A 24,580-nucleotide genomic window follows, 5' to 3' on the forward strand; every position below is an offset into this window, starting at 1 on the left:
GCGTCCACGCTCACAGCGTATGGTACGCCGCCGCCCGGAAACGCGAGGCTTGACGACGGTCTGCTGGTTTTATTCGCCGCGATTCAGCGCGGCCAGCCCTTCCTTCACGCTGTTCTGGTCGAACTTGAAGCGGAACTGGACGAAGGGGCCCTGGGCGGTGTAGTTTGCGGCCGAGAAATCGGCATCGCGGAAACCGATCAGGTTGTAGCCCAGGCTGAGCCACGCGTTTTGCATGACGTTGCAGCCGACCGACGCGCCCAGGCTGTAATTCGCCTGGCGTGCCTGCCAGCTGTGCAGCACTGAGCTGCGTATCCCGATGTCCCAGGTGTCGCTCAGGTCATGGCGCCCCTCGATGCCGATAAGATCGGTGTAGCCGCTGAAATCGTCATCGTCCAGCTGTTCCAGCACGTACTTCGCGCCGTACTGCAGCGAAAGCTGGTTGTGCTTGTCCGGGCGGAAGTTGGCGTTCAGGTTGTTGATTATCCTTTTGCCCTGGGTTGAACTCCCGCTGCTCTTGGTGTCCTTGACGGTCAGGTCGAGGCGGTCGAGCACGATCCAACGGGTGACCGGCGGCCGGTACGCCATCCCCAGCCGCAGATCGGCATCGGTGGTACGCGAGCCGTCAATCCCTTTGGTCTGAAGCACCTGTAGCCTTCCGGTCCAACCCCAGTAGAGCCCCTGCTCGTTGGTTAGTCCCGAGATGATCCCCCACTTGTCTTCGCTCTCTCCGTCGCGGTACTCAATCCGGTTGGACCAAAGGAGTCTCTTCTCCTGGTAGGTGGCGCCGAGCGAAACGGCGCTGAAGTCCTCGCCGCCAGAGGCGCTGGGGACCTTTGCATCGAACTGGTATCCGTTGCTCCTGCGGATGGTCTGGTTGCGGTCAAGCCCGCCGTCCACGGACCACAAGCTGTTCACCTGCCACTTCTGGGCAAGTCCTACGGTCGCAAAGGTCCTCTGGTCGTTTTCTTTGCGGTCGCTGCCGACCGAGCTTGAGAAGGTTCCACCGCTCCAAGGGGTCGATTTCATCCCGACCCTCGTGGTGTTGGTGTCCGCGGCATCGCCACTGGTGAGTTCCTGCTGGGCGAAGAGCAGCAGCGACGGTATGACCTGGAAGTCGGCGCCCAACACGGTGCGGGTCGGGTAGTCGGCGTTCTTGTCCTTGCTCAGTAGTGCCTGCTCATGCTCGGCGCGTAGGGTGAGGCGCTGGTTCAAGGTCTTCCAGCTCCCCCCGACTGTACCCAGCACCGAGGTGGCGTTGTTGCCCCCCGTAAGGGTGTCGTTGGCGTAGCGCAATCCGGCCTTCCCAGTGAACTCCTTATCGGCGTAACCTGCCTGGGCCTCGATAAAATCCCTGACGCTGTCGCCGACCAGGTTGTACTGGCGGTAGAGCTGACTTTCCAGGGTGAACCGCTCGCTCAGCCGGTAGCTTCCCTCGGCGCCGAACTTGCGTGTCCCGGACTCGGTCCCCTTCTGCTGCCCTAGGCCGAACCCTTCCTGCTGCTCACGGTAGTACGCCTTTCCATCGAGCTTCTGGTCGATGTGGGTGATCTCGGCGAGATAGGCGTTGCCGCTGTCCTTCTCAAGCGGGGTCTCACGCTTGGATGTGGCGACTTCGGCACGCGCCTTGGTCCCCGGCCCTAGGTTCATGCTGGCGTCGGCGCCGTAGAGGGTGCTGTCCCCGCTTATGTGCCCCTCGCGGATGTAGCTCCCCCCGATGCGCAGGTTGCCGTCCATGAGTTTTACGCCGGCGCGTCCGCCGTAGGTGAGGGCCTCGCCGCCGGCATCGTTGACCTCATAGTCAACAACGATGTAGACCGGGTTCAACTGATCGTCCTTGCTGAAGACCGGGCTCTTGAAGAAGATGGTACCCGCTTCGTAATCGATGCTGTAGTCGACGAAACGGCTCAGAGCGCGGCTTTCAACCACGCGTTCGCTGTGGAAGCGGTCACGGGACTCGATGGTGATCTGCTCGGAGTTGATCATCAGCCCTTTGCGGCTCAGGCGGTAAAGGCCGGAGGTGCCGTCGCCGCGCAACTCGTCCTTGACGAAGGACTGACCGGTCTCGCTGCCGAATGCAGTGACCTCGAATTCCCTGGAGCGGTACTCCGTCTTCACGCCGTTCAGCCTGCGGCTGTAGCGAGAGAGCTCGGTTACCGACAGGCCGGTGTCGAAGTCGCCGAAGACGGCGCTGAACTGGTCGCGTTCCACTTTCAGGAAGAGTTTCCTTTGGCTGGAGGCGTCGTAGGCCTGGGCCGTGGCGTCACCGTAGAGCGTGTAGAAGGCGTTCGGGTCGATGTTTTGGAACAGCGAGTTCCCGTTCGGGCCGGTGCTCTTCTTGGCGCTGTCGTAAGACATGGTGAGGAGCCACTCCCCCTTGACGCTCCCCTTGGCATAGAAGGCGAGGCGCTCGTCGTCGTAGAGGTGTTCGTCCGCTCCGGCATCCTTAAGGTTCTGCATATGGCCGGTGACGGTGTTGTAGCCGACGGTCCCCTCTGCGAGGCCGACCAGGATCCAGTCGCGCATCTTCGGCTTCACGTAGGTCTCTATGTCCAGCGTCGCTTTGTTGTAGGAGAGCTGGGTGCGATACGCGCCGCTTGCGGTGACCGGCTGAAACTTGATCCACCCCTGGGCGTCCACCGAGGCGAGGCCGCTGCCTGCGCTGACCGCAATGGTGCCGGGCTCGATGTAGGGGCGAAGCTCTCCCCCTTTCAGTGCGAGCTGGGCGTTTGCCGGAACTGGTTTGCCATCCTGGTCCATGAGTTCGATACGCACCATGACCGGGGTTCTGCCGTCGGCGACGTTGCCGTCCGCTGAGACGAGGCGCAGGGCGGCAATCTCGCCGGTCCTGTTCACTTTAATGCTCTGGTCGAAACGGACCGCGCCGAAGGTGTCCGTCCCCTTGAGCTGGAGGATATGCTCGCCCTTGTCGCCGAAGTCCAGGCCAATGTAGGTGTAGAGGCTCTTGTCGCTCTCCCTGTCTTTGAGTTTGAAGCCTATCTTGTCCGTCGGGATGGTCTGGCCATCGAGCATGAGCACCGGGGTGAGGGCAGAGTTGAGCACGACCTGGACCGCGTTGATCTGCGAGGCGAGCACGGTGCCGTTGGTGAGGGACAGGATACCTTCCTTCTCGGTGACGTGTAGGTCGTTCGACTTCTCCTGCCCGGCGTCGGCCTTTCCTTTGGCGATCTTTTCCTCGAACTCGACGCTGGTCTCCTCGTTCGTTTTCGCCGGGGTCGGTGCAACCTGGGGCTGCGGCGCGATATCGGGGCGGTTGATCTCTTCCATGCTGTCGGAGAGTTCCGCGGTGGCACTGAACGTCTTCATCGCCTTTCCGTCGGCGTCGCAGATCCGGATGGTGACGTTGGTGTTGGAGTTCTCCTCCTTGACGTCAGGGTCGAGGAGCGACTGCAGGCGCAGGTCGAATTTGCCGTCCTCCGGGAGCTTGTCGAAGTGGTACACAACTTCTGTGTCGGTGACCTTCGGGTCCGCGGTTTCGCTCGCGCACAGGCGGGAGGTGCCATTCATGTAGAGGAGGCTCTTCGGGAGCGCGAGGTTCACCGTTACGTTCTTGAGCGCCTGGTCCATGCCGGCCAGCTTGATACGGTGGTGCACCACTCCTTCGTTGAGGGCTGAGTAGAGCTCGACGTGTTCGGCTTTAAGGGCTGCGGCGGCAGGTGGCGCCTTAGCTGCCGTAGCTGCCGTAGCTGCCGGACTTGTCGGACTGGTCGGACTGGTCGGACTGGTCGGACTGGTCGGACTGGTGGCAGCGGCCTGGGCTGCCGAAATATTAGCCGGAGCAGGCGCTAATGCAGGCGCTAATGCAGGCGCTAATGCAGGCGCTAATGCAGGCGCTAATGCAGGCGCTAATGCAGGCGCTAATGCAGGCGCTAATGCAGGCGCTAATGCAGGCGCTAATGCAGGCGCTAATGCAGGCGCTAATGCGGGCGCGGATGCGGGTGCGGATGCGGGTGCGGATGCGGATGCGGATGCGGATGCGGGTGCAGCCGCGGATGCCACCGCCGGTGCGTGTGCGGGCTTGCTTCCGGCCAAGGGCTGCTTCTTCACGCCGCTTCTGTCTTTCACCATGGTCACCCGACTTGTCTGCACCTGTCGGGAGAGCGACACCTTCACCTCCACGCGACGGTTCTGCGCGCGCCCAGCTTCGCTCCTGTTGCTCGCTACCGGTTCCTTATCGCCCTGGCCGGTAAGATAAAGCGCCTCGGGCGGAAGGTGCAGCGCGGCGGTCAGGTAACGCCCGACGTTCTTCGCACGGGCGAAGGAGAGGGCGGTGTTGTCGGCATAGACGGTGCGGCTGCGCGGGGAGATGCGCACCTGGTCTGTGTGCCCGGTCACGTCGATCCGGTCGATATTGTATTGCTTGAGGAGGTCGGCCAGCGAAGCAAGCTGCTTGCGGTCCTCTTCGTTCAGCTCGGCGCCGAAGGTCGGGAAATGCGGGCGCAGCACCATCGGCGGAAGCGAAACGCGGCTTTCTTCGCGCACCAGAGATAGGACGTTGTCTGCCTCAGGGGCGGCGACACCTTTCGCGTCCGGGGTGTCGAAGGTGAGGGTCGCCCTCGTCTGCAGGGCACCTTGCGCTGCGCCGTCGATGCCTGCCTTGAAACGGAGTTCTTTGACCCAGGCCGCGTCGGCAGCACCGAGATCGAAAATGAGACGGTTCCCGGTGCTCTCAGGGTCGAGGTACGGGAGGCCGCCCAGGCTGCTGCTTCCCTTGCGGTAGCTCACTCCCTGCGGCAGGGTAACGGTGAGGTGCAGCCTCTGGAGGGGCACGCCGGCAGCCTGCATCGGTATCCGGTACTCGATTACTTCACCGCTTTGGGCGCTGATCATCTCCATGGCAACTTCGCCTTGGTATCTCGGGTCTTCCAATGGCGGCGCTGCTGCGGTGGGCCCGGTGGATGCCGTGGATGTGGTAGGTGCAGTGGATGCCGTGGGCGCGCTTGTCGCAGACGTGGTAACTGCGGGCGCGGTAGCTGGGGCGGCCACGGTGGTTTTCGCGGCGGTTACGGCCGGCACTGCGTCTGCGGTGGCGCCCTTGTCGCCCAGCCGGGAGAGGTAGAAGTCGGTGCGCCACATGGTGCCGCCTTGCAACTCGGCAAACTGCGAGTAGGCGCGCCCGGCGAACCGGCTGTTCTTCTCGCACTGCTGCACCTGGTAACCCTCGGGGAGGGAGTCGATGTCGAGCTGCACTACGTGCGTGCCCGAGGCCACTCCCTCGAAGTGGAACATGCCGCGCTTGTCACTCACCACGAAGGTGCCGTCCTCAAGGTAGATCCCGACTCCTTCCATCCCCTTCTTGTTGTCCTCGAAGTTCTCGCTGCACGCACCCACGAAGACGCGCCCCATGATGATGTTGCGGCTCTGCATGAACGGCTCCTGCACCGTTACGGAAGCGGTGGCCGGTGTTGCGCTGACGGCGGGTGTGCTCGTGGCCGAAGCGGTGTTCACCGCGGTGCCGGGGCTCGCGCTTGTCCCGACCACGACGACATAACGCAGAAGTGCAGTGATTTTCGGAGCGAGGTCCCCGATCCTGAAGGTCAGCGTGCTGCCGTCGGCGGAGATCGCGGGATCTGCTACGGCGGAGCCGTTCAGACGGACGGATCCTTTTTGGTAGCGGAACCCGGCGGGGAGCTTGTCGGTGATCACGATGTTGAAGACGGTGCCGACCGAATCGGTGTTCTGCACCGCGACGTCGTAGCTTAGGTACTCGCCGGTTGAAACGATGCTCTTGCCGGCACTCTTCTTAAGCCAGAGGGTGCCGATCTTCGGATCGATCGGGAGGTCGACACGGATCGCGGGACCTGCTGGTACTACGAAGACCTCACCGCGCGAACCGGGCTCCAGGATCTTGTACGGGGCCCCTGAGAGGGTTTGCAGCTTCGCGGTGTCGACGCTTGAGGGGGCGGTATAGCGGTCCGGCGTCGTCACCTTGAGGATGTAGTTACCCGGAGCAACGTACGGGAAGCGGTACCCCCCCGGGCTGAATGCGTAGGTTCTTCCCTCGCTGTCGTGGGCGATACCGCCGGATACGACTTTATTCGGGAAGAGGTTGCTGGCGACACCGTTGTCGCCCAGGACCTTGGCGCCAAGCCCGGTGCTTGCGTCGATGAGTTCTACGGTGACACCGTCGACGGGTCGTCCGGTCACTGAATCGAAGACGATACCGAAGGGGTCGACGATGGCGGCGGCTGCGGAGCTGTCACTGCCGTCCACCTTGTCGACATACCGCGCCCTTATGTCGGAGGCCTCGGTCACGCTGAGAACGCCGTTGCCGGTGACGCCCGTCTGGGACGTGGTCTGGATGTAGCCGACGAAGATGCCGGTATCAGGACCGGTTTCCGTGAGCAGCAGGTTCTCGCTGTCGCCGGTAGCAGGATCGGTAATCGTCACCTTCACACTTTCGGCGCTTTCCCTATCCAGGTTCTGGTCCGGATCGGTGATCCTGACGAAGAGGGGTTCGCCGGCGTGGAATGCGTCGGAAGCCGATAGTTGCACCGGCGTGGAGAGGTCGATGGCGCTCTCGGTTCCAGAGGTGACCGGTGCGGCGAGCTTGGCGAGCGTGCCGGTCGCGTCGTAGAAGGAGGTGGCAGGGACGGTGACGCTGCTCGCGCCGGTCACGCCCGGCGAGTACTTGAGAAACTCCGCGGTCGAGCTGGTGCGCGCCATCACCGTCACCGTTACCTGGGTTGCGACTTCCGGAAGCTGGCTGCAACTGAAGGTGGCGCGGTTCACGATCCGGTCGCCGTTCACGGCGGCCATGCCCTCCCTTCCCCCGAACAGCAGGAGAAGGGAGAGGATGAGAAGTGTCAGCGAGGCAGGGATGTGGCGCCGCTTCGGACGCAACTCGAGCGCAGCCCGCGGTGCAGACGCACCGCGGCCAGGCCGGCGACCACTGGTACCGGCAAGTTCCCCGGCTCGAAGGCCGGAGAGACTGCTCAAGATGTTGCAGATCCGTTTCATCATCACGCTGCCGTTATGCTCCTTACTTGATCTTCACGCGGTAAGCCACGGCGACCCCTTTGCCGATCGGGATGGTCCCGGCGGTGGTGGCGTTGGCGCCATCTCCGACGTTGACGATCAGGTTCGGGGAGTTGCCGGCTACGTAGCTCGCCTGGTTGGCGCCAATGGCACCGGCGGCGATCGTGGAGGCAGCGGCGTTGGTGTCGATGTAGAAGATCGAACGGGAACCGGTGTAGGCCGGCAACGGGTCGGTTACGTAGGCGGTCGGGATGTGGTCCGAGACGGCGCACGTGGTGAGGTCGAAGGTGCTGGACCCACTGTTGGATACCTCGATGACGTACTCGATCACGTCGTCCGGTTTCCCGGTGACCCCGCCGGTGAAGTAGGGAAGCGAACCCGCGCCGGTGTTCCCCTCGATGGAGGAGTTGTAGTGCGGGGTGCCGCTGCCGGTGACCGGCGACGTCACGTTCCTGGAGTACTTCTGGAAGGTGATGGTCGGCGGCGTGGAGGTCCACTTGTTCGCCGGCGCGGTGGTGGCGGAATTGGTCGGGAAGTTGGTCGCGGTGACCTCCGCCTTCACCGTGGTGGTGATGTCGAGGCCGAGTGTGGCGATGGTGCCGGGCTTCGCCGTGAGGGTGACCTCCTGGCGCTCCCCGACCTGCACGCCGGCGCCGAGGACATCGGTCGAGGCGATCGCCTGGGTGTTGGCCCAGTTGATGGTGAAGGTGTTGTTGGCCGAGTTGTACTGGGTCGACGTCACCTTCGGGGTGTAGGTGTGGTTATTCACCGTGAAGACGATGATGTCGTTCACTGCGATGCCGTTCACCTCGGCGTCGGCGGTGATGGCACCCCCGATCGGGGCTGGGACCACGATGGAGGTGGTGGTGCCGGTGCCGGCGGTGATGGTTGCGCCGAGCTTGATGTTGGCTCCGCCGGTAACGGTTGCACCGGTGGTGTTGCTTGCAGCTGCCACGGACGGGGTGACGGTGTAGTCGGCCGGGCCGTTCGCGGACGAGGTCACGGTTACCGTGTTCGAGATCGCGGGGGTGTCGGGGCCCTGGTAGGCGCCGCTGCCGCTAGTGATGGTGACGTTGGGGAGCGACGGCACCAGGTCGACCTTAACCGTGACCGAACTCTCGGCGGTGAGCCCCCCGTTATAGGAAAGGACCGCCTTGTTCACGATGGCGGTATTGGCGGCAGTGCTGGCGAACGCAGCGTGGGCGCACAGCACCGCCGTAGCTGCCAGCACAGGCGCCAGCAGCGATTTAACAGCTCGCATCTATCTACCTCCTAGGCGGGGCTCTCCGGTCCGTTGCCGGTCCGGAGAGCCCGACGGGCTTAGTCCACCTGCACGCGGTACTTAATGGTGTAGGTGCTGTTCCATTTGTACGGGGTGACGCAGAGTGCCTGGGTGTTCTTGCCGCTGTCGTTGCAAGAGGGCACGGTACCGCCTGCGTTCTCGCTGGAGCCTTGACCGAGGTAGAAGTGGAGTGCGGAGCCGGCAGATACGCCAGTTGCGCTGCCGAAACCGACACTAGGATTCGGGCTTGCCGGCTGGCTGTCGCCGGCGGTGTCCATCTTGACGTCGACCGTTTTGGAACTATCGGATACCTGGGCGAAGAAGCCGGTCGTATCGTTGGCTGTGCCGGAACCGTAGTTGTCTTGGAAGGTGACGAGCTTCGTGTAAGTGGGGACATTGTCGGAGACTGCAGTGGATATGGCCTGTCCGCCGCCGTTTGTTACCGTGATCAAGTATTCGAGTACGTCGCGGGGGTCGCTGCTTGCCGTAGCGGTGTACTCCGCCTGATTCTTGGTCAGGTTTTTCACCTGCTTCAGGATCTGGAGCTTGGTCGCGAGGAAGTAGCCGGCGCGGCAGTAGTTCTTCGGGGAGTTGCTGCTGCTGCCAATGTAAGTGGTGTAAGTGTTAGAGCTGTCGGTGGCGGTGAGCTGGTAGTCCACTGTGGCGTCGGTATCCTTCGCGCTGGGGACGGCGGTCACATCAATCCTGACGATTGCCGCTTCGCCCATCACGGAGCCGATAACCGGCTGAGTGGTCCCGAAAGCCGGTGCGGTATTGCCGTTGCCGATGCCGATGCCGCTCGCGTTGGGGAACATCTTGAGCTTAACTGCGTCGCGGGCTTCCAGCACCGTGGTGCTTGCAGCATGGCCGAGTGTTACGGTGTCGACCAGGTAGGCGGTCTTGGAGGAGCTGTAATCAACGACTACGATGTCGCCTGGAGTGAAACCTCCGTCAGCTTCACTCTTGAGGGAGCCACCCGGGAAGAGCAGGGTGTCGGAGCCCGAGATGCCGACTACGATGGCGCTGTTCAGCATGAGGGAGCTAGCTGCACCCTGGGGAGACCCGTCAGCTTTGAGTACGGTGTAAGTCGCGCTGCTGCTGCTTGCGTCGTTCGCAGTACTGGTGAAGGAGAGCTGATAGGTGTCCTGGCCGTTGGCGGTAGCGGTCAGAGCGTAGTAGGCGCTGAAGGTCTCGTTGGAGGCGTAGTTGCCGGTTACGAGACAGCTGAAGCCTGGCATGGTGGCGCTGCTCGGCGCGGTGGTGACGTTAAGCCCTGCCTTGACAAGGTTGACGGTGACCGTGGTGGAAGACGCTGCGTTGAAGGTGTGAGCGCTGCTGACGTCCTTGTAGTCGACGGTTACTACGTTGAGAATTGTTGTGCCGGCGGTGGTGCTGGCCACTGCCGTGGCTGGAACGGCGGCCGCCGCCATGGCGCTAAGCGCCAGGACGGCAAAAAGATTACGTTTCATTTGGTCTCCTTTTTTACTGCATCATTTCAATAAAAAATAAAAGTACTGCTGGCACTGCTTTGCTTGTTTCTACTGCACATGTGGTTTTCGCTTCAGTTTTGTGTCATAAGCCTCCTGTTTCGATAACTTGATGTATTTGTCTGCAGTGTGTCATATACGCTTTGATAACTATTTGACCTTTACCTTGAAGTTGACTGAGCCCTTGCCCCCTGCCGGCACCTGAGGAATGGTCCAGCGCACATCGGTGTAATCCTCCGGAGATGCCACCTTCTTTTCGAGTTTCCCGGTGCTTCCCTTCACCTCGTAGGTGAGCAGCGTCGGCTTCTTGAAGGTCTTTCCTTTGTCGATGGAGAAGGAGAGGTCGCCGGTCTCGCTCGCGCTACCGGGGATGTACGAGGTTCCGGCAGGGATGGGATCACTGATGACCACGTCTTTCGCGGCCTCAGTGCCTGAGTTTACGTAGTTGAGGGTGTAGATGATCTCCTCGCCCGGCTGAACGCCCTTCGCGGCGATCCGCTTCTTCACCTGTTTCCCCTTGGCGGTTACGCTCACCTCTTTCTCGGCCTTGATGGTGATGGCCACCTTGGGCTGCGCCCATGCCGATAGCGGCATTGCCGCCAGCAGGAGACCGACGGTGCCTGCCAACAAATTGCTTGTTCTTTTCATTTTTTCTCCTTGTTGTGGCGCTTGATGCTCTTTGTGATGCTTATTGTTTACGTTTGTCGTGTGCATAAGTGCCGCTTATACGGCAGCTTTCACACTTTGATGCTTCTGATACAAAAATACCCGTCTGCATATAAATGGAGACGGGCATCTCTGACCGTTGGGAAAGCGCAGCTCTCCCCTTGCGGGCCTGACTCCAGATGCTCTTCGGTAACCCGGCTATCCCCTGCCTCTCGCAGTGGACCCGTGGCTTTGCGTCGCCGGATTGCTCCGGGTTTGCCGTTATCGGAGTAAGCTATGTCTCTAAGTGAGCTATGAAACCATGCCTTACCTTGAGTAATTGGAAACTGGTTATACCAATATTGTCGAGCGGTTACGGAGTCGATCTCCAGCGGCGCTTCCGAGTATGCTTAGATGTCCGCCATCTTATGTCCTACAAAATCGCGCCACAATACCAAATTGCTTGAAAAATATAAAGTTATTTTTCCAATGAGAGGTGGGGCGGGTGCATCGGCGCATCTGTCTTGCCGCTGCGGCAGGTGGCACCCAGCTTCATTCATGAGTCGGTTTTCGATCAGGGGGGCAGACTGGAGAGGAAAAAAACCGCCGCCGGCAGTGTTGCTGCCGGCGGCGGTGGTTTTTCAGGCCTTTTATGTTTGGTTAAGGGGCCGGTGCCGGGCCGTAGCTGTCGATCACGAAGTCAAAGCTCGCGGCGACCGTGTAGGTAGGCTTGGCCGGGTTGTTGTCGTCTTCTATTATCGCGTTGTAGCTTCCACTCACCCTGTCCCCGGTGTTGCTGCCGTAACGGGTGAAGCTGATCGTGCCACCGATCGTTCTAATCAGGGTAGAAGGTTGCCCGTTGAGGAAGTAGACGCTGCCGGGGAAAGCAGGGGCCGCTCCACCGCTCCCCAGAGAGTACACCGCCTGCGGCGTGATCGCAGCACCGGGGTCGATGTCGATGCGGGTGACCGTCTTGTAGTCCGGATCGGTGAGGCTCGTCGCGATGGCTGCGCGGAACACGATCCCGAGATCGGATTTGCTGGAGGAGAGGTAGGTCACCTTTGCCAGCCCGTAGCCGTCGCTCGTGATGGTGTAGGAGTTGCTCGGCGCGGTCGGAGTTGTGTCGACGCCTGCAGGGGCGCTGCCGCCTCCGCCACCGCCGCAGCCGGCGATGACCACCAAGGAAATCGAGAGAAGAAGCGCCCTGGTTCTTGCGCTGAATGAGCTTTTGCGGGATGCGTGGTTCGTGGTGGTGTAGGTGTTCATGGAAGCCCCCCTTTTTTACCTGGTTGCTACCTCTATTACATACACGGTGCCAGAATTTTCTCATGTGACAGAAACGTCGTATGTAGTCCACTTATCGGCATTAATTCTTCTGAACTGGAGAAATTTTGCTCGCTATTTTCAAAAAGTTGATGTTCAGCGTTTGCGCAGCTTTGGGGGGTGCTGTACCAAACTTGGCTAGCAGCACGGCCTGCCAAGTCCGGGGGGAAGGCTCATGAACAGCTGCGCATTCCGGAGACTGAGACTGGAGCTGCGCGGGATGCTTTGGGCGCCCTGGTCTGGGGGAAGAAAAACGTTGTCATCGCCCGGTGGAAGTGTTAAAAACTTGCAGTTCAGGTTATTTGCGGAGTGTGCATGGCCATCAGGGACTTACGCGGGTTTCTTGCCGAGCTGGACGCGGCGGGAGAACTGCAGCGGGTGGATGCGGAGGTCGATCCCGAACTGGAGATCGCCTGCATCACGGACCGCCAGAGCAAGCTCCCCAACGGCGGCAAGGCGCTTCTCTTTGAGAGCGTGAAGGGAAGTTCACACCCGCTGGCAACCAATCTCTTCGGCTCACCCCTGCGGATGGCGCTCGCACTCCAGGTTGAGAACCTCTCCCAACTGACCGGCAAGATGGAACACCTGCTTGAGTCTCCGGACCTGGCCCCGGCGCCGCGTTTGGTGCGGGACCCTTCCTGCCAGGAAGTGGTCTGTCGTACTCCGGACTTGGGACGTTACCCTTTCCTGAAGAGCTGGCCCGGCGAAAAAGGGCGCTTCATCACCCTTCCCCTAGTCTTCACGCGCGACCACGCCACCGGTGCCGTCAACTGCGGCATGTACCGGGTGCGCATCTTCGATGATCGGTCCGCGGGGATTCGCTGGAAGTCGGGAAGCGGTGGCCATGCGCACTGGGGCAAGTACCGCGATGCGGGCAAACCAATGCCGGTCGCCATCGCGGTAGGTGCGTCCCCTGCATTGACCCTGGCTGCCGCACTTCCCCTGCCGCAAGGAGTGGACGAGGCCGCTTTTGCCGGTTACCTCGAAGGGGCGCCGGTGGAGATGACGCGCTGCCTCGATTCGGATCTCCTGGTTCCGGCTTTCGCCGAGATAGTGATTGAAGGTGTCATCGAGCCGGGAGTGGCCCGGGCCGAGGGGCCTTTCGGGAACCACACCGGCGCATACGATCCGGGGGAAGAGGTCCCGCTGCTGCGGGTAACCTGCATTACCCACAGAAAAGATCCCATCTGCCAGGCCACCGTGGTCGGTCCTCCGCCCATGGAAGACTGCTACCTCGCCAAGGCCGGAGAGCGGCTGCTGCTCCCGTTTTTGCGGCGCGACTGTCCCGAGATAGTCGACCTGGTTATGCCTTTGGAGGGGATCTTTCACGGCTGCGCCATCGTCGCCATCGACAAGAAGGCGCCGGGGGGCGGACGATGGGTCCTGGAAAGGCTGCGCAGCGAGGGATGGCTGAAACGGGGAAAGCTCCTGGTGGTCGTGGATCGGCCCGAAGGGGAGCTGACCATTGCGGAAGGGTTCTGGCAGGCCCTGAACGCGGTTCAATTTCCGCGCGACCTGGTGGTGACGCCCGACGGCTGTCTCGGGGTCGACGCGACGGACAAGCTTCCTGAGGAAGGGGGACTTGTTTCGGATAAAGTACGGCAGGACGCATCGGTAAGCGCCCGGGTGGAGAAGAGGTGGCGGGAGTACGGCTTCTTCGACAGCGACGGGCGGGAAAGGTAGTTCATGAGTAGTCACGCAGGAGTAGAGATGACGATATACGCCAGGGTAAGAATTTTCCTGGAGATGATAAAGTTCAGCCACACCATTTTCGCGCTTCCCTTCGCCTTCACCGGTGCCGTACTGGCTGCCCGTGGGGTGCCGACGCTGGCCCAGGCGGGTTGGATCATCCTCGCCATGGTCGGGGCGCGTACCGCAGCCATGGGGCTCAACCGTGTGATCGACGCCGAGATCGACGGCAGAAACCCGCGCACCGCGGGGCGTGCTATTCCGGCGGGCCTTCTGGGGCGCGGCGCCGTGCTCCTCTTCATCGCCATTTCCGTGCTGCTCATGCTCTTCGCGGCGCGCATGCTGAACCCGCTCTGCCTCTACCTTTCACCGGTGGCGCTCGGTTTCATCCTGCTCTACTCGTATTGCAAGCGCTTTACCTCGCTGGCCCATGTGGTCCTGGGCATCTGTCTTGCCGGTGCACCGCTCGGTGCATGGATCGCCATTCGCGGCAGCGCCGACCTCCCCGCCTTCCTGCTTGCCTTCGCTGTGCTGTTCTGGGTGGCCGGGTTCGACATCCTCTACGCGCTGCAGGACATGGACTTCGATCGTGAAAGCGGGCTGCACTCCATTCCGGCGAGGCTAGGCGTCAACGGGTCGCTCTGGACCTCGCGCATCTTCCACGTCGTTTCCTGTCTCTTTCTGATCGGCCTGTACTTCCATCTCGGGCTCGGGCATTTCTTTCTGGCCGGTGTGGTCGCCACCTGCGGAATGCTGCTGTATGAGCATCACCTGTTGCGCGGCGGGGACCTCTCCTGTCTCGATGCGGCCTTCTTCAACATGAACGGTTACATCAGCGTGACCCTCTTCTTCGCCACTTTACTGGACACGATGACCGCAGGTGCGCTGTGAGCAAGCAGCACTTCGTAGTCGCCATAACCGGTGCCTCCGGCAGCGTGTACGGGCTGAGGGTTGTCGAGGAACTGCTCAAGTGTGGGGCCCGGGTCAGCGTCCTGATCACCGCGGCGGGGTTCACCGTTCTGCGCGAGGAGTGCGGGCTTTCCTGGGGGGGGACGGCCGCAGAGGTGCAGGAACAGTTGCGCGGCTGGCTTGGGTATGAGGGTGACGGGCTGCGTTACTACGCCAGCGACGACCTTTTCGCCCCCATCGCCAGCGGTTCTTCCGCGCCGGATGCCATGATCGTGGTTCCCTGTTCCATGGGAACGCTCTCCCGCATCAGTTGCGGCAACGCCGGCAACCTGCTCGAGCGTGCGGCCGACGTGATGCTCAAGGAGGGGCGCCCGCTCGTGCTGGTGCCTCGTGAGACCCCCTTCAACGCGATACACCTGGAGCACATGCTGAAGCTCTCCCGGTTGGGTGTGCGTATCGTACCCGCGATGCCCGGTTTCTACCACAAGCCGCAAAGCCTTGAGGATCTGGTGGACTTCGTGGTGGGGAAGGTGCTGGACAGCGTGCAGGTCGAGCACAATCTCTTCAAACGCTGGGGTGCCGAAGCATAGGCGGGCTTGTGAGTTTGCCGGTCCGCCACTTCCGACCCGTCCGACTGGTCTGACTGGTCTGACGTCCGACAAGAAAGGAAAAAGCAGCAATGAACTTTGCAGCGATAGCAGAAAAAGTGAATTCCGGAGTGCGCATCGACGAAGCCGAGGCGCTCTTTCTCTTTGAGTACCCCGACCTCCTGGCGCTTGGTGAACTGGCCCAGACCGTGAACGAGCGGCGTAACGGCCGCAAGGTCTTCTTCAACGTCAACCGCCACATCAACCACACCAACATCTGCGTGAACCGCTGCCGCTTCTGTGCCTTCTTCAGAAGGCCCGGCGAGAAGGGCGCTTACCTGATGTCCCTGGACGAGGTGCGTGCCCGGGCCGAGGAGGCGCTGCAACAGGGGGCAACCGAGATCCACGTAGTCGGCGGGCTGCACCCCGATCTCCCCTTCGAGTTCTATCTGGAACTGCTCGCTACCATCAAGTCGGTCTCTCCCGACCTGCACGTGAAGGCCTTCACCGCGGTCGAGATCGCTTACCTTGCCGACCTTGCCAAGCTCACCATCCCGCAGACCCTCGAGAAGCTCAAAGAGGCCGGGCTCGGTTCGCTTCCCGGCGGCGGCGCAGAGATCTTCGCCCCGGAAATCCGCAACCAGCTCTGCCCCGAGAAGATAAGCGGCGCAGAGTGGCTCTCGATCATGAAACAGGTGCACGAGGCCGGGTTGAAATCGAACGCCACCATGCTCTACGGGCACCTGGAGAGCGCTGCCGACCGCGTCGACCACATGCGTCAGTTAAGGGAGCTGCAAGACCTGACCGGCGGCTTCCAGGTTTTCATCCCGCTTGCCTTCCAGCCCGAGCACTCGGAGCTTAAGATCGGCGGCAGCGGCACGAGCGGCGTCGACGATCTGCGGACCCTCGCGGTCGGGCGCATCTATCTCGACAACTTCGCCAACGTGAAGGCCTACTGGGTCATGCTCGGGGAGAAGATCGCGCAGGTCTCGCTCTGCTTCGGCGTCAACGATCTCGACGGAACCGTTGTAGAGGAGCGCATCGGCCACGATGCCGGCGCCGAGACGCCGCAGGCGATGAGCCGCGACGCCATCGTCGCCATGATCCGCAAGGCGGGGCGTATCCCGGTCGAGCGCGACACGCTCTACCGCGAACTGCACGTTTACTAGTATCCCCGTCCACGGACGGTCCACCGGCTCCACGGCCTCACCAGGTCCACCGGGTCCACAACCCCGTTGCCGCGAGCCGAAAGAAAATGGCAGGTTCACCATGCTCAAAACAATAAATGAAAAAGTAGCCTCCGGCGCCGAACTGACCCGTGAAGAGGCCCTCTGGTGCCTCACCGAGGGGGACCTCGTCGCCGTCGGTCGCATCGCCGACACTATCCGCCGCAGCATGCACCCGGATGGGTGCGTGAGCTTCGTGGTCGACCGCAACGTTAATTACACCAACGTCTGCGAGTCGCAGTGCAAGTTCTGCGCGTTCTACAGAAACGCCGACGCCTCGGACGCCTACCTGCTGGAGAACGGCGAAATCATGGCGAAGATCCAGGAACTCGTGGACCAGGGGGGCACCCAGCTCCTGATGCAGGGTGGGCTGCACCCCTCCCTCGACGTCACCTATTTCGAGAAGCTCTTCCGCGAGATCAAGCGTCGCTTCCCCGGCGTGCAGAACCACTCGCTCTCTCCCGCGGAGATCACCCACACCGCAAGGCTCTCCGGACTCTCCATCCCCGAAACGCTCGCGCGCCTCAAGGAGGCGGGGCTCGATTCCGTCCCGGGCGGCGGCGCCGAGATCCTCGTGGACAGCGTGCGCGCCGAGATCTCCCCGAAGAAGATCGGGTGGCAGGGATGGGCGACGGTGATGCGCGAGGCGGCGAAACTCGGCATGTCCACCACGGCGACCATGATGTTCGGCAGCAAGGAGCGCATAGAGGACATCGTCGAGCACCTGTTCCGAGTGCGTGACTTGCAGGTCGAGGGGGGCAGTTTCACCGCCTTCATCCCCTGGACCTATCAGCCGGGGAACACCGAGCTTGGCGGCGAGACGGCGAGCGGCGTCGAATACCTGAAGGTGCTGGCGCTCTCCCGCATCGTGCTGCGCAACATCAAAAACATCCAGGCAAGCTGGGTGACCCAGGGAGCCAAGATGGCCCAGGTCGCCCTATTCTTCGGCGCGAACGACGTGGGGGGGACCATGCTCGAGGAGAACGTGGTCGCCGCGGCGGGATGTCGCTTCCGCATGTCGCAGCAGCAGATGATTGAACTGATCAAGGGTGCCGGCTTCACGCCGGTCCGACGCACCACCCTCTACCGGGAGCTCGAGCGCTACTAATCGCGGCGATCTTTGACTTTCCCGTTGAAATTTGGTTATATTCACACCCTGAATCTGCCAGCAAAGGAGTTGCCATGAGTGCCCTGCGAAAAAACATCGCAGATATGGCAGGCTATGTCCCCGGCTTCCAGCCCGAAGATGCGGCCTCCTACATCAAGCTGAACACGAACGAGAACCCCTATCCGCCGTCACCGCGGGTGATCGAGGCGATCACCGCCGAGGTCGGCGAGGGGCTGCGCCGTTACCCGGACGCCGCGAGCCGCCTGGCCCGCGAAGAAGCCGGCCGGCTGTACGGTTTCGATCCCTCATGGATCATCATGGCCAACGGTTCGGACGAGGTGCTGAACAACCTGATCCGCGCCTTTGCCGGGGAGGGGGAGGAGGTCGCCTACATCCATCCCTCCTATTCTTATTATGGGACGCTTGCCGAGATCCAGGGCGCCAAGGTGCGCACCTTCGGGCTCTCCGAGGCGTTCGAGCCGCAGGGGATTCCGGAGCGCTACGATGCGAAGCTCTTCTTCCTCACCAACCCGAACGCGCCCCTTGGCTTCACCTACAGCCAAAAGTACATAGCGGATCTGGCAGGCCGGCTCTCAGGGGTACTCGTCGTTGACGAGGCGTACGCCGATTTCGCCGAGGAGACCTCGCTCGAGCTCGTGCGCTCTCTCGACAACGTCGTGGTCACCCGGACCTTCTCCAAGAGCTATTCGCTCGCCGGCATGAGGCTTGGCCTCGCCATCGCCCGTCCCGAGGTGATCGCTGCACTCAACAAGATCCGCGACCACTACAACCTGGACCGCCTGGCCCAGACCGCAGCGGCTGCCGCGCTGAGCGACCAGGAGTATTTCCGCGGATGCGTAGCGAAGATCAAGGAGACGCGCGCCTGGTTCAGCGCCGAACTTGAAAAGATCGGCTACCACGTGATTCCGTCCAGCGGGAACTACGTCTTCGCTTCCCCTCCCGACCGAGACGGCACCCGCGTCTACCAGGGGCTCTACGACAGAAAGATCCTGGTGCGGCACTTCACCGACCCGAAGCTCAGCCACGGCCTGCGTATCAGCATCGGAACGAAAGAGGAGATGGAGCGCACCGTGCAGGCCCTGGTCGAGATCGGCCCGGGGCGGTAAACCGTTTCCTGAACGAGAAGTTTTTTCGCAAAAAAGATATTCAGGCACTTGTGTATAAGGTGAAAAAGTTGTAATCTTTGCGGCTGGCGCGTCGACTGGCCCAGCCCGCCGGCATCCTGCCCAGCTAACCATTTTGACCGCATATAGAGATGCAGAAACGGACGGAGACTTTTGCAGAACAGACATAAAGCTACAAATCCCGCAGCGGCATACCTCATCACCGACCAAAAGACCCTGGATGAACTCGTCGAGCGGCTCGCGAAAGAGACGGTTCTGGCTTTCGACCTCGAGGCCGACTCGCTGCACCACTACACCGAGAAGGTCTGCCTGATCCAGGTCTCTTCCGAGCAGGAAAACCGCCTGATCGATCCGTTGGCCGATCTCGATGTGAGGGTGCTCGCCCCTATCTTCGCGAACCCCGCCATCAAGAAGATCTTCCACGGCGCAGACTACGACATGCGTTCGCTGTACCGCGACTTCGGCATCGAGGTCGTGAACCTGTTCGACACCATGATCGCCAGCCAGTTCCTCGGCGAGAGCGAGTTCGGCCTTGCGGCGCTGCTGAAGAAGCGTTTCGGGGTGGAGTTGGACAAGCGTTACCAGAAGGCGGACTGGAGCAAGCGTCCCTTCTCGCCGGAGATGCTGGAATACGCCATGAAGGACACCTCCCTCCTCATCCCGCTTTACCGTCAGCTCGAGCAGGAACTGGTCGGCAAGGGGCGGCTCACCTGGGTGGAGGAGGAATCGGAGCTGGTGGCCGGTGTGCGTTCCCCTTCACGCGAAGGGGAGCTCATGTGTCTGCGCTTCAAGGGTGCCAACAAGATGAAGCCGCGCGAGCTTGCCGTCCTCGAGGAGCTCTTGAAGTTTCGCGACGAGAAGGCGCGCAGCGCCGACGTCCCCCCTTTCCGTATCCTGAGCAACGACCTGCTGCGCGAGCTAGCGGAGAAGCAGCCGAGGAACAACTTCGAGCTGGTCGGCATCCACAGCATGTCCTCGAAGCTGATCGAACGCCTGGGTCGCGGCCTGTTGCAGGCGGTCGTCGCCGGCCTTGCGGTGCCGCAGGATAAGCTCCCCCAGGTCCAGCAGTCGCGTCGTCCGGTGCTGGACCGGATCCAGGATGAAAAGGTGAAGCGCCTCAAGGTCTGGCGCGAGGCGAAGTCGGCCCAGCTAGGGCTCGGCGTCGGTCTTGTCGCCAACAATACGCTTCTGGAGGCCCTGGCCGAGCCCGGCTCCTCCCATAACGCGCTTTTGAAGCGCTGGCAGCGCGAGGCCTTTGGCGACGAGCTGGTCTCGCTCATTTCCTAAAGAGCGTACATAATCGATGTGCCTAAGAGGCGGGTTCCTGTGAACCCGCCTTTTTTCGTAGATGAGACCCGCCGGCCGCTGATTTCCATTAGAACTCCTTGTGCGCGGCAAGGGGTGTTGTATAAATATGAAGCTGGAGTGGGAAGGGACCGGGCGGGGGAGAAGATGGCTCTATACGTAGGCACCAGCGGGTTCTCGTACGCGGCATGGAAGGGTAGCTTCTACCCAGAGCACCTCGCAGGGCAAAAGATGCTCGCTTTTTACGGGACGAGCTTCAACGGTGTGGAGATCAACAACACCTTCCACCGCATGCCGAAGCCCTCACTGCTGGAAGGGTGGCGCGGTGAGGTCCCGGAAGCTTTCCGTTTCGCGCTCAAAGCGCCGCAGAGCATCACCCATGTCCGGCGTCTGCGGGAGGTCGACGACGCGGTCTCTTACTTCTTCGATGTGGCCGGGGTGCTTGGAGAGCGGCTGGGGGCGGTGCTGTTTCAGATACCGCCAAGCCTTAAGAAGGACGTCCCCCTGCTGCACGATTTTTTGTCCCTGGTCCCTCCAGGGCGCCGGGTCGCCCTTCAGTTTCGCAACCGCTCCTGGTTCGACGACGAGGTCTTCTCCCTGATGCAGCGAAACGATGCGGCGCTATGTCTGGTGGACAGCGAGGAAGACGAAGCGATGCCTGCGGTGGCGACTGCGGCGTGGGGATACCTGAGGCTCAGGCGTCAGGAGTACGGGGCTGCGGAATTGGGGAAGTGGGTGGATCTGGTCAACAGGCAGGGGTGGCGCGACGCCTTCGTCTTCTTCAAGCACGAGGATGCGGCAAAGGGACCGCTGTTCGCGCGACAGTTTCTCGATATCGTCGCGGGTGGATGAGAAACCCGGGGCAACGAGCGCGCCCCTCATAACGGCCAAGACAAGACCAAGGGCGGTGCAGGGCCGCGGAAAGCAAATAACGGAGGTACAGATGAGTATCTGGAGCGTGGCGAAGATCGCGGCGACGAAGATCCCGTGGGGGAGGGTGTTCGAGAACCTCCCGGTGGTGGTGGAGATGGCGAACCGGGCCAAGGGGCGATTCATGGGGGACGGCGCTGCAAGCGACCTGGAGGCGAGGGTGCAGCAGCTCCACGAGGAGAACCGCAAACTGGAGAAGGCGCTTCTTGAGACCTCCGGGCACCTGCAACTTGCCGTTAAGACGCTGAAGGTGGTGCTGGCCCGTCAGAAAGTTTTGATGGCTGCGACGGCGGTTTCTTTGGTGGTGGCCATTGCAGCACTGGTGGTGGCGCTCAGCTAAGGATTATCACCTGCTACCTGATGTCGCCCCAGTGGAACTGCAGGATCGAGACCATGGCAAGCCCCGCGGTCTCGGTGCGCAGGATCCGCTTGCCGAGGGTGACCGGGGTGAAACCGCAGGCGAGTGCCTCCTTTACTTCCTCAGGGCTCAAGCCCCCCTCAGGGCCAATGACAATCGCCACGCTCTTTGGCTCCGTGTGACGGGCCAGCGTTTCCCGCAGCGTGTTCTCGTCCTCCCCTTCCCACAAGAGCAGCTTCACATCCTGCCGCGACTCCTTGAGCACTTCCTTCAGATTCCCGCCTATCGCGACCCTCGGCGCGACACCACGCCCCGACTGCCGGGCCGCTTCCTGCACGATTTTCTCGAAACGCGCAAGTTTTCCTGCCGTCTTCTCGCCCCGAAATTTAACAATGGAGCGCGCGCCGTCGAAGGTGACCACCTCGGAGATGCCGAGCTCGGTGCACTTTTGCAGGATGAGGTCCAGCTTCTCCCCCTTTGGGAGCCCCTGGTAGAGGGTGATGCTGATGGCGGGTTCTTCTTCGGCAAGTGCGGCGCTCGCGGCGATGCGGACGGTGAGGGATTTTGCCCCCACCTCCGCGATGGTACCGCAGTGCCTCACCCCGCCGGCATCGATGAGCTCAACCTCGGCCCCTTCTTTGAGCCGCAGCACGCGGGCCATGTGCCGGTAGAGCTCACCGGTGACGACGGCTTCACCGTCACTGATGGCGTTGTCGCCCAGGAAAAAACTGCGCATCCGCTACTGGGGTTTTCTCAGGGTAAGGCAGGACCACTCGGCCTCCCTGGGGTTTTCTACGAGGGTGAGCGAGGGGAAGCCGGCGAGAACGAGCTCTTCCTTCTCGGTCAGAATGCCGGAAAGGATGAGCCATCCGCCGGGGGCGACGCGGGAGATGAGCTGGTCGGAGAGGCGTACGAGTTCCTCGGCGAGGATGTTGGCGACGACCACGGGGTAGCTGCCCGGGAGTTTGCCGAGGTCCGTGGTGGATGCTGCCACCCGGTCGGCCACACCGTTTAGCTCGAGATTTTCCTGGGTGACGCGCACCGCCTCGGGGTCGATGTCGACGGCGGTAATGGCGCCGGCGCCGAGAAGGGCGGCGGCTATGCTGAGCACGCCGGAGCCGGTCCCGACGTCGAGAACGGGGGAGGGGAGCACGCCGCCGCAATGGTCGAGGGCGATCCGCTCCATCGACTCGAGGCACATCTTGGTCGTGGGATGGGCACCGGTGCCGAACGCCATGCCGGGGTCGATCTGGATCACCAAGTCGCCTGCCACCTCCTGGTATTCCTCCCAGGTCGGTTTAATGACCAGACGCCTGCCGATACGGACCGGCTTGAAGTGCACCTTCCAGTTGTTGGCCCAGTCTTCGTTCTTGATGACGGTGACGACGGGAGGCTTGTAGACGTACCCCTCGAATTCGGGTCCGCGCGTGGCGAGGAACTGCTCCACCTTGATGCGCATGTCCTCCAGGGAGTCGTCGAGAGGGAGGTACCCCTTGACGGTTTTGATGCTGCTATCCTCGAGGGAATCGAGGGAAAAGGTATCGAGGTGCATGTTGTCGATGCCGACGCCGTTGCCGGTCAGTTCGACGAGGAAGTCCGCTAATGTGTCCACCATTTCGGCGGGGACGTCGCAGGCGATTTCGGCCCAGTCCGTGGTCATAATGAGTTTTTGTCTCCTTTGGGGTTTGCGAATGCCGGATTAAACTAGCAGAGAAATAAAGGAAATGGCAATGAAAACCTTGACATCCAAAAAAAGTCGGGCGTAATTATAATTAAAATTTTTCGGGCATGTGTCGATAAGAAAAATCGAGAAGCTTTTCCCATTAAATTTTAGTTTTGCCTAAAATGAAAAAACATGGTATATATCTAATGAATTTGGCTGGGCGGGCGGAAAGAACCCCGCAAGGTCGCGGATTTTGGGTGATTAAAGATGTATCACGTCTATTTACTTTCGGATGCAACGGGTGAGACGGTGGAGAGGGTGGCGCGGGCCGCGCTGACCCAATTCAAGGACGTGGACGTCCGGCTGCGCCGGGTCGGGCAGATCAGAAACCAGGAAGACATCCTGAAGGCTCTGGACGAGGTCGCCAAGACCCCCGGCATAATCTTCTACACCCTGGTCAACACGGAACTGGCGCAGTTCGTAAGAAACGAATGCGAGGCAAGGCAGCTCGATGCGGTGGACCTCATCACGCCGCTTCTCTTCAAGCTTGCCGAGTTTCTGGAAATGAGGCCGCAGAAGCTTCCCGGCCTGCAGTACGAGATGAACTCGGAGTACTACCGCCGCATGGAGGCGGTTGATTTCACGGTAAAGCAGGACGACGGCCAGGAGCCGCGCAACCTGCACAAGGCCGACATCGTTCTGGTCGGGGTGTCCCGCTCCTCCAAAACGCCACTTTCCATGTACCTGGCGCACAAGGGGTACAAAGTGGCGAACGTCCCGATCATCCAGGGGATCGAACCGCCGCCGGAGCTGGAAGAAGTTGAGCCGGAGCGGGTGGTTGGCCTTATCATCAGCACCCAGCGGCTGGTAGACATCCGTTCGGCGCGCCTGAGAAACCTCAGGCAGAGCCCGCGCGGCAGTTACGCGGATTTCAGGCTGGTCGAAGAGGAGCTGGCGTACTGCCGGCGCTTTTACCGGGACCACCCCGCATGGCTGGTCATCGATGTAACCAACAAATCCGTTGAGGAGTCCGCGGCAGAGATCCTGAGCCGGCTCCATGGTGATATCAGGCACGATTAGAGGTCGACATATTTAACAAAGAGAGGGAAAACAACATGAAAATTCTGGTGGTTGAAGACGAGAAGAAGGTTGCCAGCTTCATAAAGCGCGGGCTCGAAGAAGAGCAGTACGAAGTCACCACCGCGGCGGACGGTGAAGAGGGGCTGAAACTTGCGCTGGAGAAGCCGTTCGACCTGATCGTGCTCGACTGGATGCTCCCGAAAAAGGACGGCCTGTCCGTTCTGAAGGAGCTCAGGGAGCGGAAGAACGTCACCCCGATCCTGATGCTGACCGCAAAGGACTCCGTAGAAGATATCGTGGCTGGTCTTGATTCCGGTTCCGACGACTACCTGACCAAGCCGTTCGCGTTCGCCGAGCTGCTCGCCCGCGTCCGTGCACTGATGAGGAGGAGCGAGCTCGACCGCGGTGCCGAGATCCGTTTCGCCGACCTGCGTCTCGACCCGGTAACCCACAAGGTGTGGCGCAAGGACAAGGAGATCGACCTTACCGCGAAGGAGTACGGCCTGCTCGAGTACTTCATGCGCAACCCGCACCAGGTGCTCACCAGGACCATGATCGCCGAGCACGTATGGGACTACACCTTCGACAGCTTCACCAACATCATCGACGTCTACGTGAACTACCTGCGTAAGAAGATCGACCGCGACGCCGACAAGAAGCTCATCCACACCGTGAGGGGCGTAGGCTACATCCTCAAAGAAGAAGAATAAGCAGAGGCCGAAGGCACCTGTCCTGCTGAATAAAACGGACCTTTTCCAGTCGAAACACGACCGGGAGGGGTCCGTTTTTTCTTTGGAAGCGGTCGAGTGTCGGAAGTCTTGACAAAGTCCGGGAGCGGTATTAGCTT

At 61.4% G+C, this 24,580-nt stretch carries 18 protein-coding genes and 1 riboswitch; of the genes, 11 read left to right on the forward strand and 7 right to left on the reverse strand.

Annotated elements, in window-relative coordinates; translation table 11 throughout:
* Positions 1-69 precede the first annotated feature (69 nt).
* The 5 genes from E8K79_RS21330 to E8K79_RS15210 form a co-directional block, all read right to left on the reverse strand.
* A complete protein-coding gene (locus E8K79_RS21330) occupies positions 70-6,981 on the reverse strand; it encodes an OmpA family protein (RefSeq protein ID WP_198419828.1) in 6,912 nt (2,303 codons plus the stop codon).
* A 19-nt stretch (positions 6,982-7,000) separates the two neighbouring features.
* On the reverse strand, positions 7,001-8,257 hold the full coding sequence (locus E8K79_RS15195) for a hypothetical protein (protein ID WP_136515437.1): 1,257 nt from the start codon (positions 8,255-8,257) through the stop codon (positions 7,001-7,003).
* A 59-nt stretch (positions 8,258-8,316) separates the two neighbouring features.
* Positions 8,317-9,747, reverse strand: coding sequence for a S24/S26 family peptidase (locus E8K79_RS15200; RefSeq protein WP_136515438.1), 1,431 nt, complete (start codon positions 9,745-9,747; stop codon positions 8,317-8,319).
* Between the two features lie 168 nt (positions 9,748-9,915).
* Positions 9,916-10,413 (reverse strand): DUF11 domain-containing protein, encoded by a 498-nt coding sequence (locus E8K79_RS15205; RefSeq protein WP_162604679.1) that lies wholly within the window; start codon positions 10,411-10,413, stop codon positions 9,916-9,918.
* A 203-nt stretch (positions 10,414-10,616) separates the two neighbouring features.
* Positions 10,617-10,701: riboswitch (cyclic di-GMP riboswitch) on the reverse strand.
* Positions 10,702-11,070: 369 nt separating this feature from the next.
* Positions 11,071-11,676 carry a hypothetical protein gene (locus tag E8K79_RS15210; protein ID WP_136515440.1) on the reverse strand — a complete coding sequence of 202 codons (606 nt, stop codon included), beginning with the start codon at positions 11,674-11,676 and terminating at the stop codon, positions 11,071-11,073.
* Positions 11,677-12,048: 372 nt separating this feature from the next.
* On the opposite strand from E8K79_RS15210, the gene E8K79_RS15215 reads away from it, so the two are divergent.
* The 9 genes from E8K79_RS15215 (at position 12,049) to E8K79_RS15255 (ending at position 20,972) form a co-directional block, all read left to right on the forward strand.
* On the forward strand, positions 12,049-13,416 hold the full coding sequence (locus tag E8K79_RS15215) for a UbiD family decarboxylase (RefSeq protein ID WP_136515441.1): 1,368 nt from the start codon (positions 12,049-12,051) through the stop codon (positions 13,414-13,416).
* A gap of 27 nt (positions 13,417-13,443) precedes the next feature.
* A complete protein-coding gene (locus E8K79_RS15220) occupies positions 13,444-14,313 on the forward strand; it encodes a 4-hydroxybenzoate octaprenyltransferase (RefSeq protein ID WP_136515442.1) in 870 nt (289 codons plus the stop codon).
* Positions 14,310-14,921: a UbiX family flavin prenyltransferase gene (locus E8K79_RS15225; RefSeq protein ID WP_136515443.1), complete on the forward strand. Its 612-nt coding sequence runs from the start codon at positions 14,310-14,312 to the stop codon at positions 14,919-14,921. Before E8K79_RS15220 ends, E8K79_RS15225 begins: the two co-directional genes overlap by 4 nt.
* 89 nt (positions 14,922-15,010) lie before the next feature.
* Complete coding sequence (gene mqnE, locus E8K79_RS15230) at positions 15,011-16,087, forward strand: aminofutalosine synthase MqnE (RefSeq protein ID WP_136515444.1); 1,077 nt, start codon at positions 15,011-15,013, stop codon at positions 16,085-16,087.
* Between the two features lie 100 nt (positions 16,088-16,187).
* The gene (gene mqnC / locus E8K79_RS15235; RefSeq protein WP_136515445.1) at positions 16,188-17,252 is read left to right on the forward strand and encodes a cyclic dehypoxanthinyl futalosine synthase; all 1,065 of its coding nucleotides are present in this window, start codon (positions 16,188-16,190) and stop codon (positions 17,250-17,252) included.
* A 74-nt stretch (positions 17,253-17,326) separates the two neighbouring features.
* The gene (hisC, locus tag E8K79_RS15240; RefSeq protein WP_136515446.1) at positions 17,327-18,379 is read left to right on the forward strand and encodes a histidinol-phosphate transaminase; all 1,053 of its coding nucleotides are present in this window, start codon (positions 17,327-17,329) and stop codon (positions 18,377-18,379) included.
* 171 nt (positions 18,380-18,550) lie between these two features.
* The gene (locus E8K79_RS15245; RefSeq protein ID WP_136515447.1) at positions 18,551-19,684 is read left to right on the forward strand and encodes a ribonuclease D; all 1,134 of its coding nucleotides are present in this window, start codon (positions 18,551-18,553) and stop codon (positions 19,682-19,684) included.
* Positions 19,685-19,849: 165 nt separating this feature from the next.
* On the forward strand, positions 19,850-20,554 hold the full coding sequence (locus tag E8K79_RS15250) for a DUF72 domain-containing protein (RefSeq protein ID WP_136515448.1): 705 nt from the start codon (positions 19,850-19,852) through the stop codon (positions 20,552-20,554).
* A 91-nt stretch (positions 20,555-20,645) separates the two neighbouring features.
* Positions 20,646-20,972 carry a hypothetical protein gene (locus tag E8K79_RS15255; RefSeq protein ID WP_136515449.1) on the forward strand — a complete coding sequence of 109 codons (327 nt, stop codon included), beginning with the start codon at positions 20,646-20,648 and terminating at the stop codon, positions 20,970-20,972.
* Between the two features lie 13 nt (positions 20,973-20,985).
* Here E8K79_RS15255 and E8K79_RS15260 read toward each other — a convergent pair whose 3' ends face one another.
* Positions 20,986-21,726, reverse strand: a complete 741-nt coding sequence (locus E8K79_RS15260; protein WP_136515450.1) for a 16S rRNA (uracil(1498)-N(3))-methyltransferase — start codon at positions 21,724-21,726, stop codon at positions 20,986-20,988.
* A gap of 3 nt (positions 21,727-21,729) precedes the next feature.
* Positions 21,730-22,650 (reverse strand): 50S ribosomal protein L11 methyltransferase, encoded by a 921-nt coding sequence (gene prmA / locus E8K79_RS15265; RefSeq protein ID WP_136515451.1) that lies wholly within the window; start codon positions 22,648-22,650, stop codon positions 21,730-21,732.
* Positions 22,651-22,920: 270 nt separating this feature from the next.
* On the opposite strand from prmA, the gene E8K79_RS15270 reads away from it, so the two are divergent.
* A complete protein-coding gene (locus E8K79_RS15270; protein ID WP_135868727.1) occupies positions 22,921-23,733 on the forward strand; it encodes a pyruvate, water dikinase regulatory protein in 813 nt (270 codons plus the stop codon).
* Between the two features lie 35 nt (positions 23,734-23,768).
* Positions 23,769-24,443, forward strand: a complete 675-nt coding sequence (locus E8K79_RS15275) for a response regulator transcription factor (protein ID WP_129125324.1) — start codon at positions 23,769-23,771, stop codon at positions 24,441-24,443.
* Positions 24,444-24,580 lie beyond the last annotated feature (137 nt).

Source organism: Geomonas edaphica (genome assembly GCF_004917075.1).
Taxonomy (GTDB): Bacteria; Desulfobacterota; Desulfuromonadia; order Geobacterales; family Geobacteraceae; genus Geomonas; species Geomonas edaphica.

Excerpts from the sequence above, each read along its gene's own strand:
- E8K79_RS21330 (WP_198419828.1), bottom strand. The coding sequence starts at position 6,981 with ATGATGAAACGGATCTGCAACATCTTGAGCAGTCTCTCCGGCCTTCGA.
- E8K79_RS15195 (WP_136515437.1), bottom strand. The coding sequence starts at position 8,257 with ATGCGAGCTGTTAAATCGCTGCTGGCGCCTGTGCTGGCAGCTACGGCG.
- E8K79_RS15200 (WP_136515438.1), bottom strand. The coding sequence starts at position 9,747 with ATGAAACGTAATCTTTTTGCCGTCCTGGCGCTTAGCGCCATGGCGGCG.
- E8K79_RS15205 (WP_162604679.1), bottom strand. The coding sequence starts at position 10,413 with ATGAAAAGAACAAGCAATTTGTTGGCAGGCACCGTCGGTCTCCTGCTG.
- E8K79_RS15210 (WP_136515440.1), bottom strand. The coding sequence starts at position 11,676 with ATGAACACCTACACCACCACGAACCACGCATCCCGCAAAAGCTCATTC.
- E8K79_RS15215 (WP_136515441.1), top strand. The coding sequence starts at position 12,049 with ATGGCCATCAGGGACTTACGCGGGTTTCTTGCCGAGCTGGACGCGGCG.
- E8K79_RS15220 (WP_136515442.1), top strand. The coding sequence starts at position 13,444 with ATGACGATATACGCCAGGGTAAGAATTTTCCTGGAGATGATAAAGTTC.
- mqnE (WP_136515444.1), top strand. The coding sequence starts at position 15,011 with ATGAACTTTGCAGCGATAGCAGAAAAAGTGAATTCCGGAGTGCGCATC.
- mqnC (WP_136515445.1), top strand. The coding sequence starts at position 16,188 with ATGCTCAAAACAATAAATGAAAAAGTAGCCTCCGGCGCCGAACTGACC.
- hisC (WP_136515446.1), top strand. The coding sequence starts at position 17,327 with ATGAGTGCCCTGCGAAAAAACATCGCAGATATGGCAGGCTATGTCCCC.
- E8K79_RS15250 (WP_136515448.1), top strand. The coding sequence starts at position 19,850 with ATGGCTCTATACGTAGGCACCAGCGGGTTCTCGTACGCGGCATGGAAG.
- E8K79_RS15255 (WP_136515449.1), top strand. The coding sequence starts at position 20,646 with ATGAGTATCTGGAGCGTGGCGAAGATCGCGGCGACGAAGATCCCGTGG.
- E8K79_RS15260 (WP_136515450.1), bottom strand. The coding sequence starts at position 21,726 with ATGCGCAGTTTTTTCCTGGGCGACAACGCCATCAGTGACGGTGAAGCC.
- prmA (WP_136515451.1), bottom strand. The coding sequence starts at position 22,650 with ATGACCACGGACTGGGCCGAAATCGCCTGCGACGTCCCCGCCGAAATG.
- E8K79_RS15270 (WP_135868727.1), top strand. The coding sequence starts at position 22,921 with ATGTATCACGTCTATTTACTTTCGGATGCAACGGGTGAGACGGTGGAG.
- E8K79_RS15275 (WP_129125324.1), top strand. The coding sequence starts at position 23,769 with ATGAAAATTCTGGTGGTTGAAGACGAGAAGAAGGTTGCCAGCTTCATA.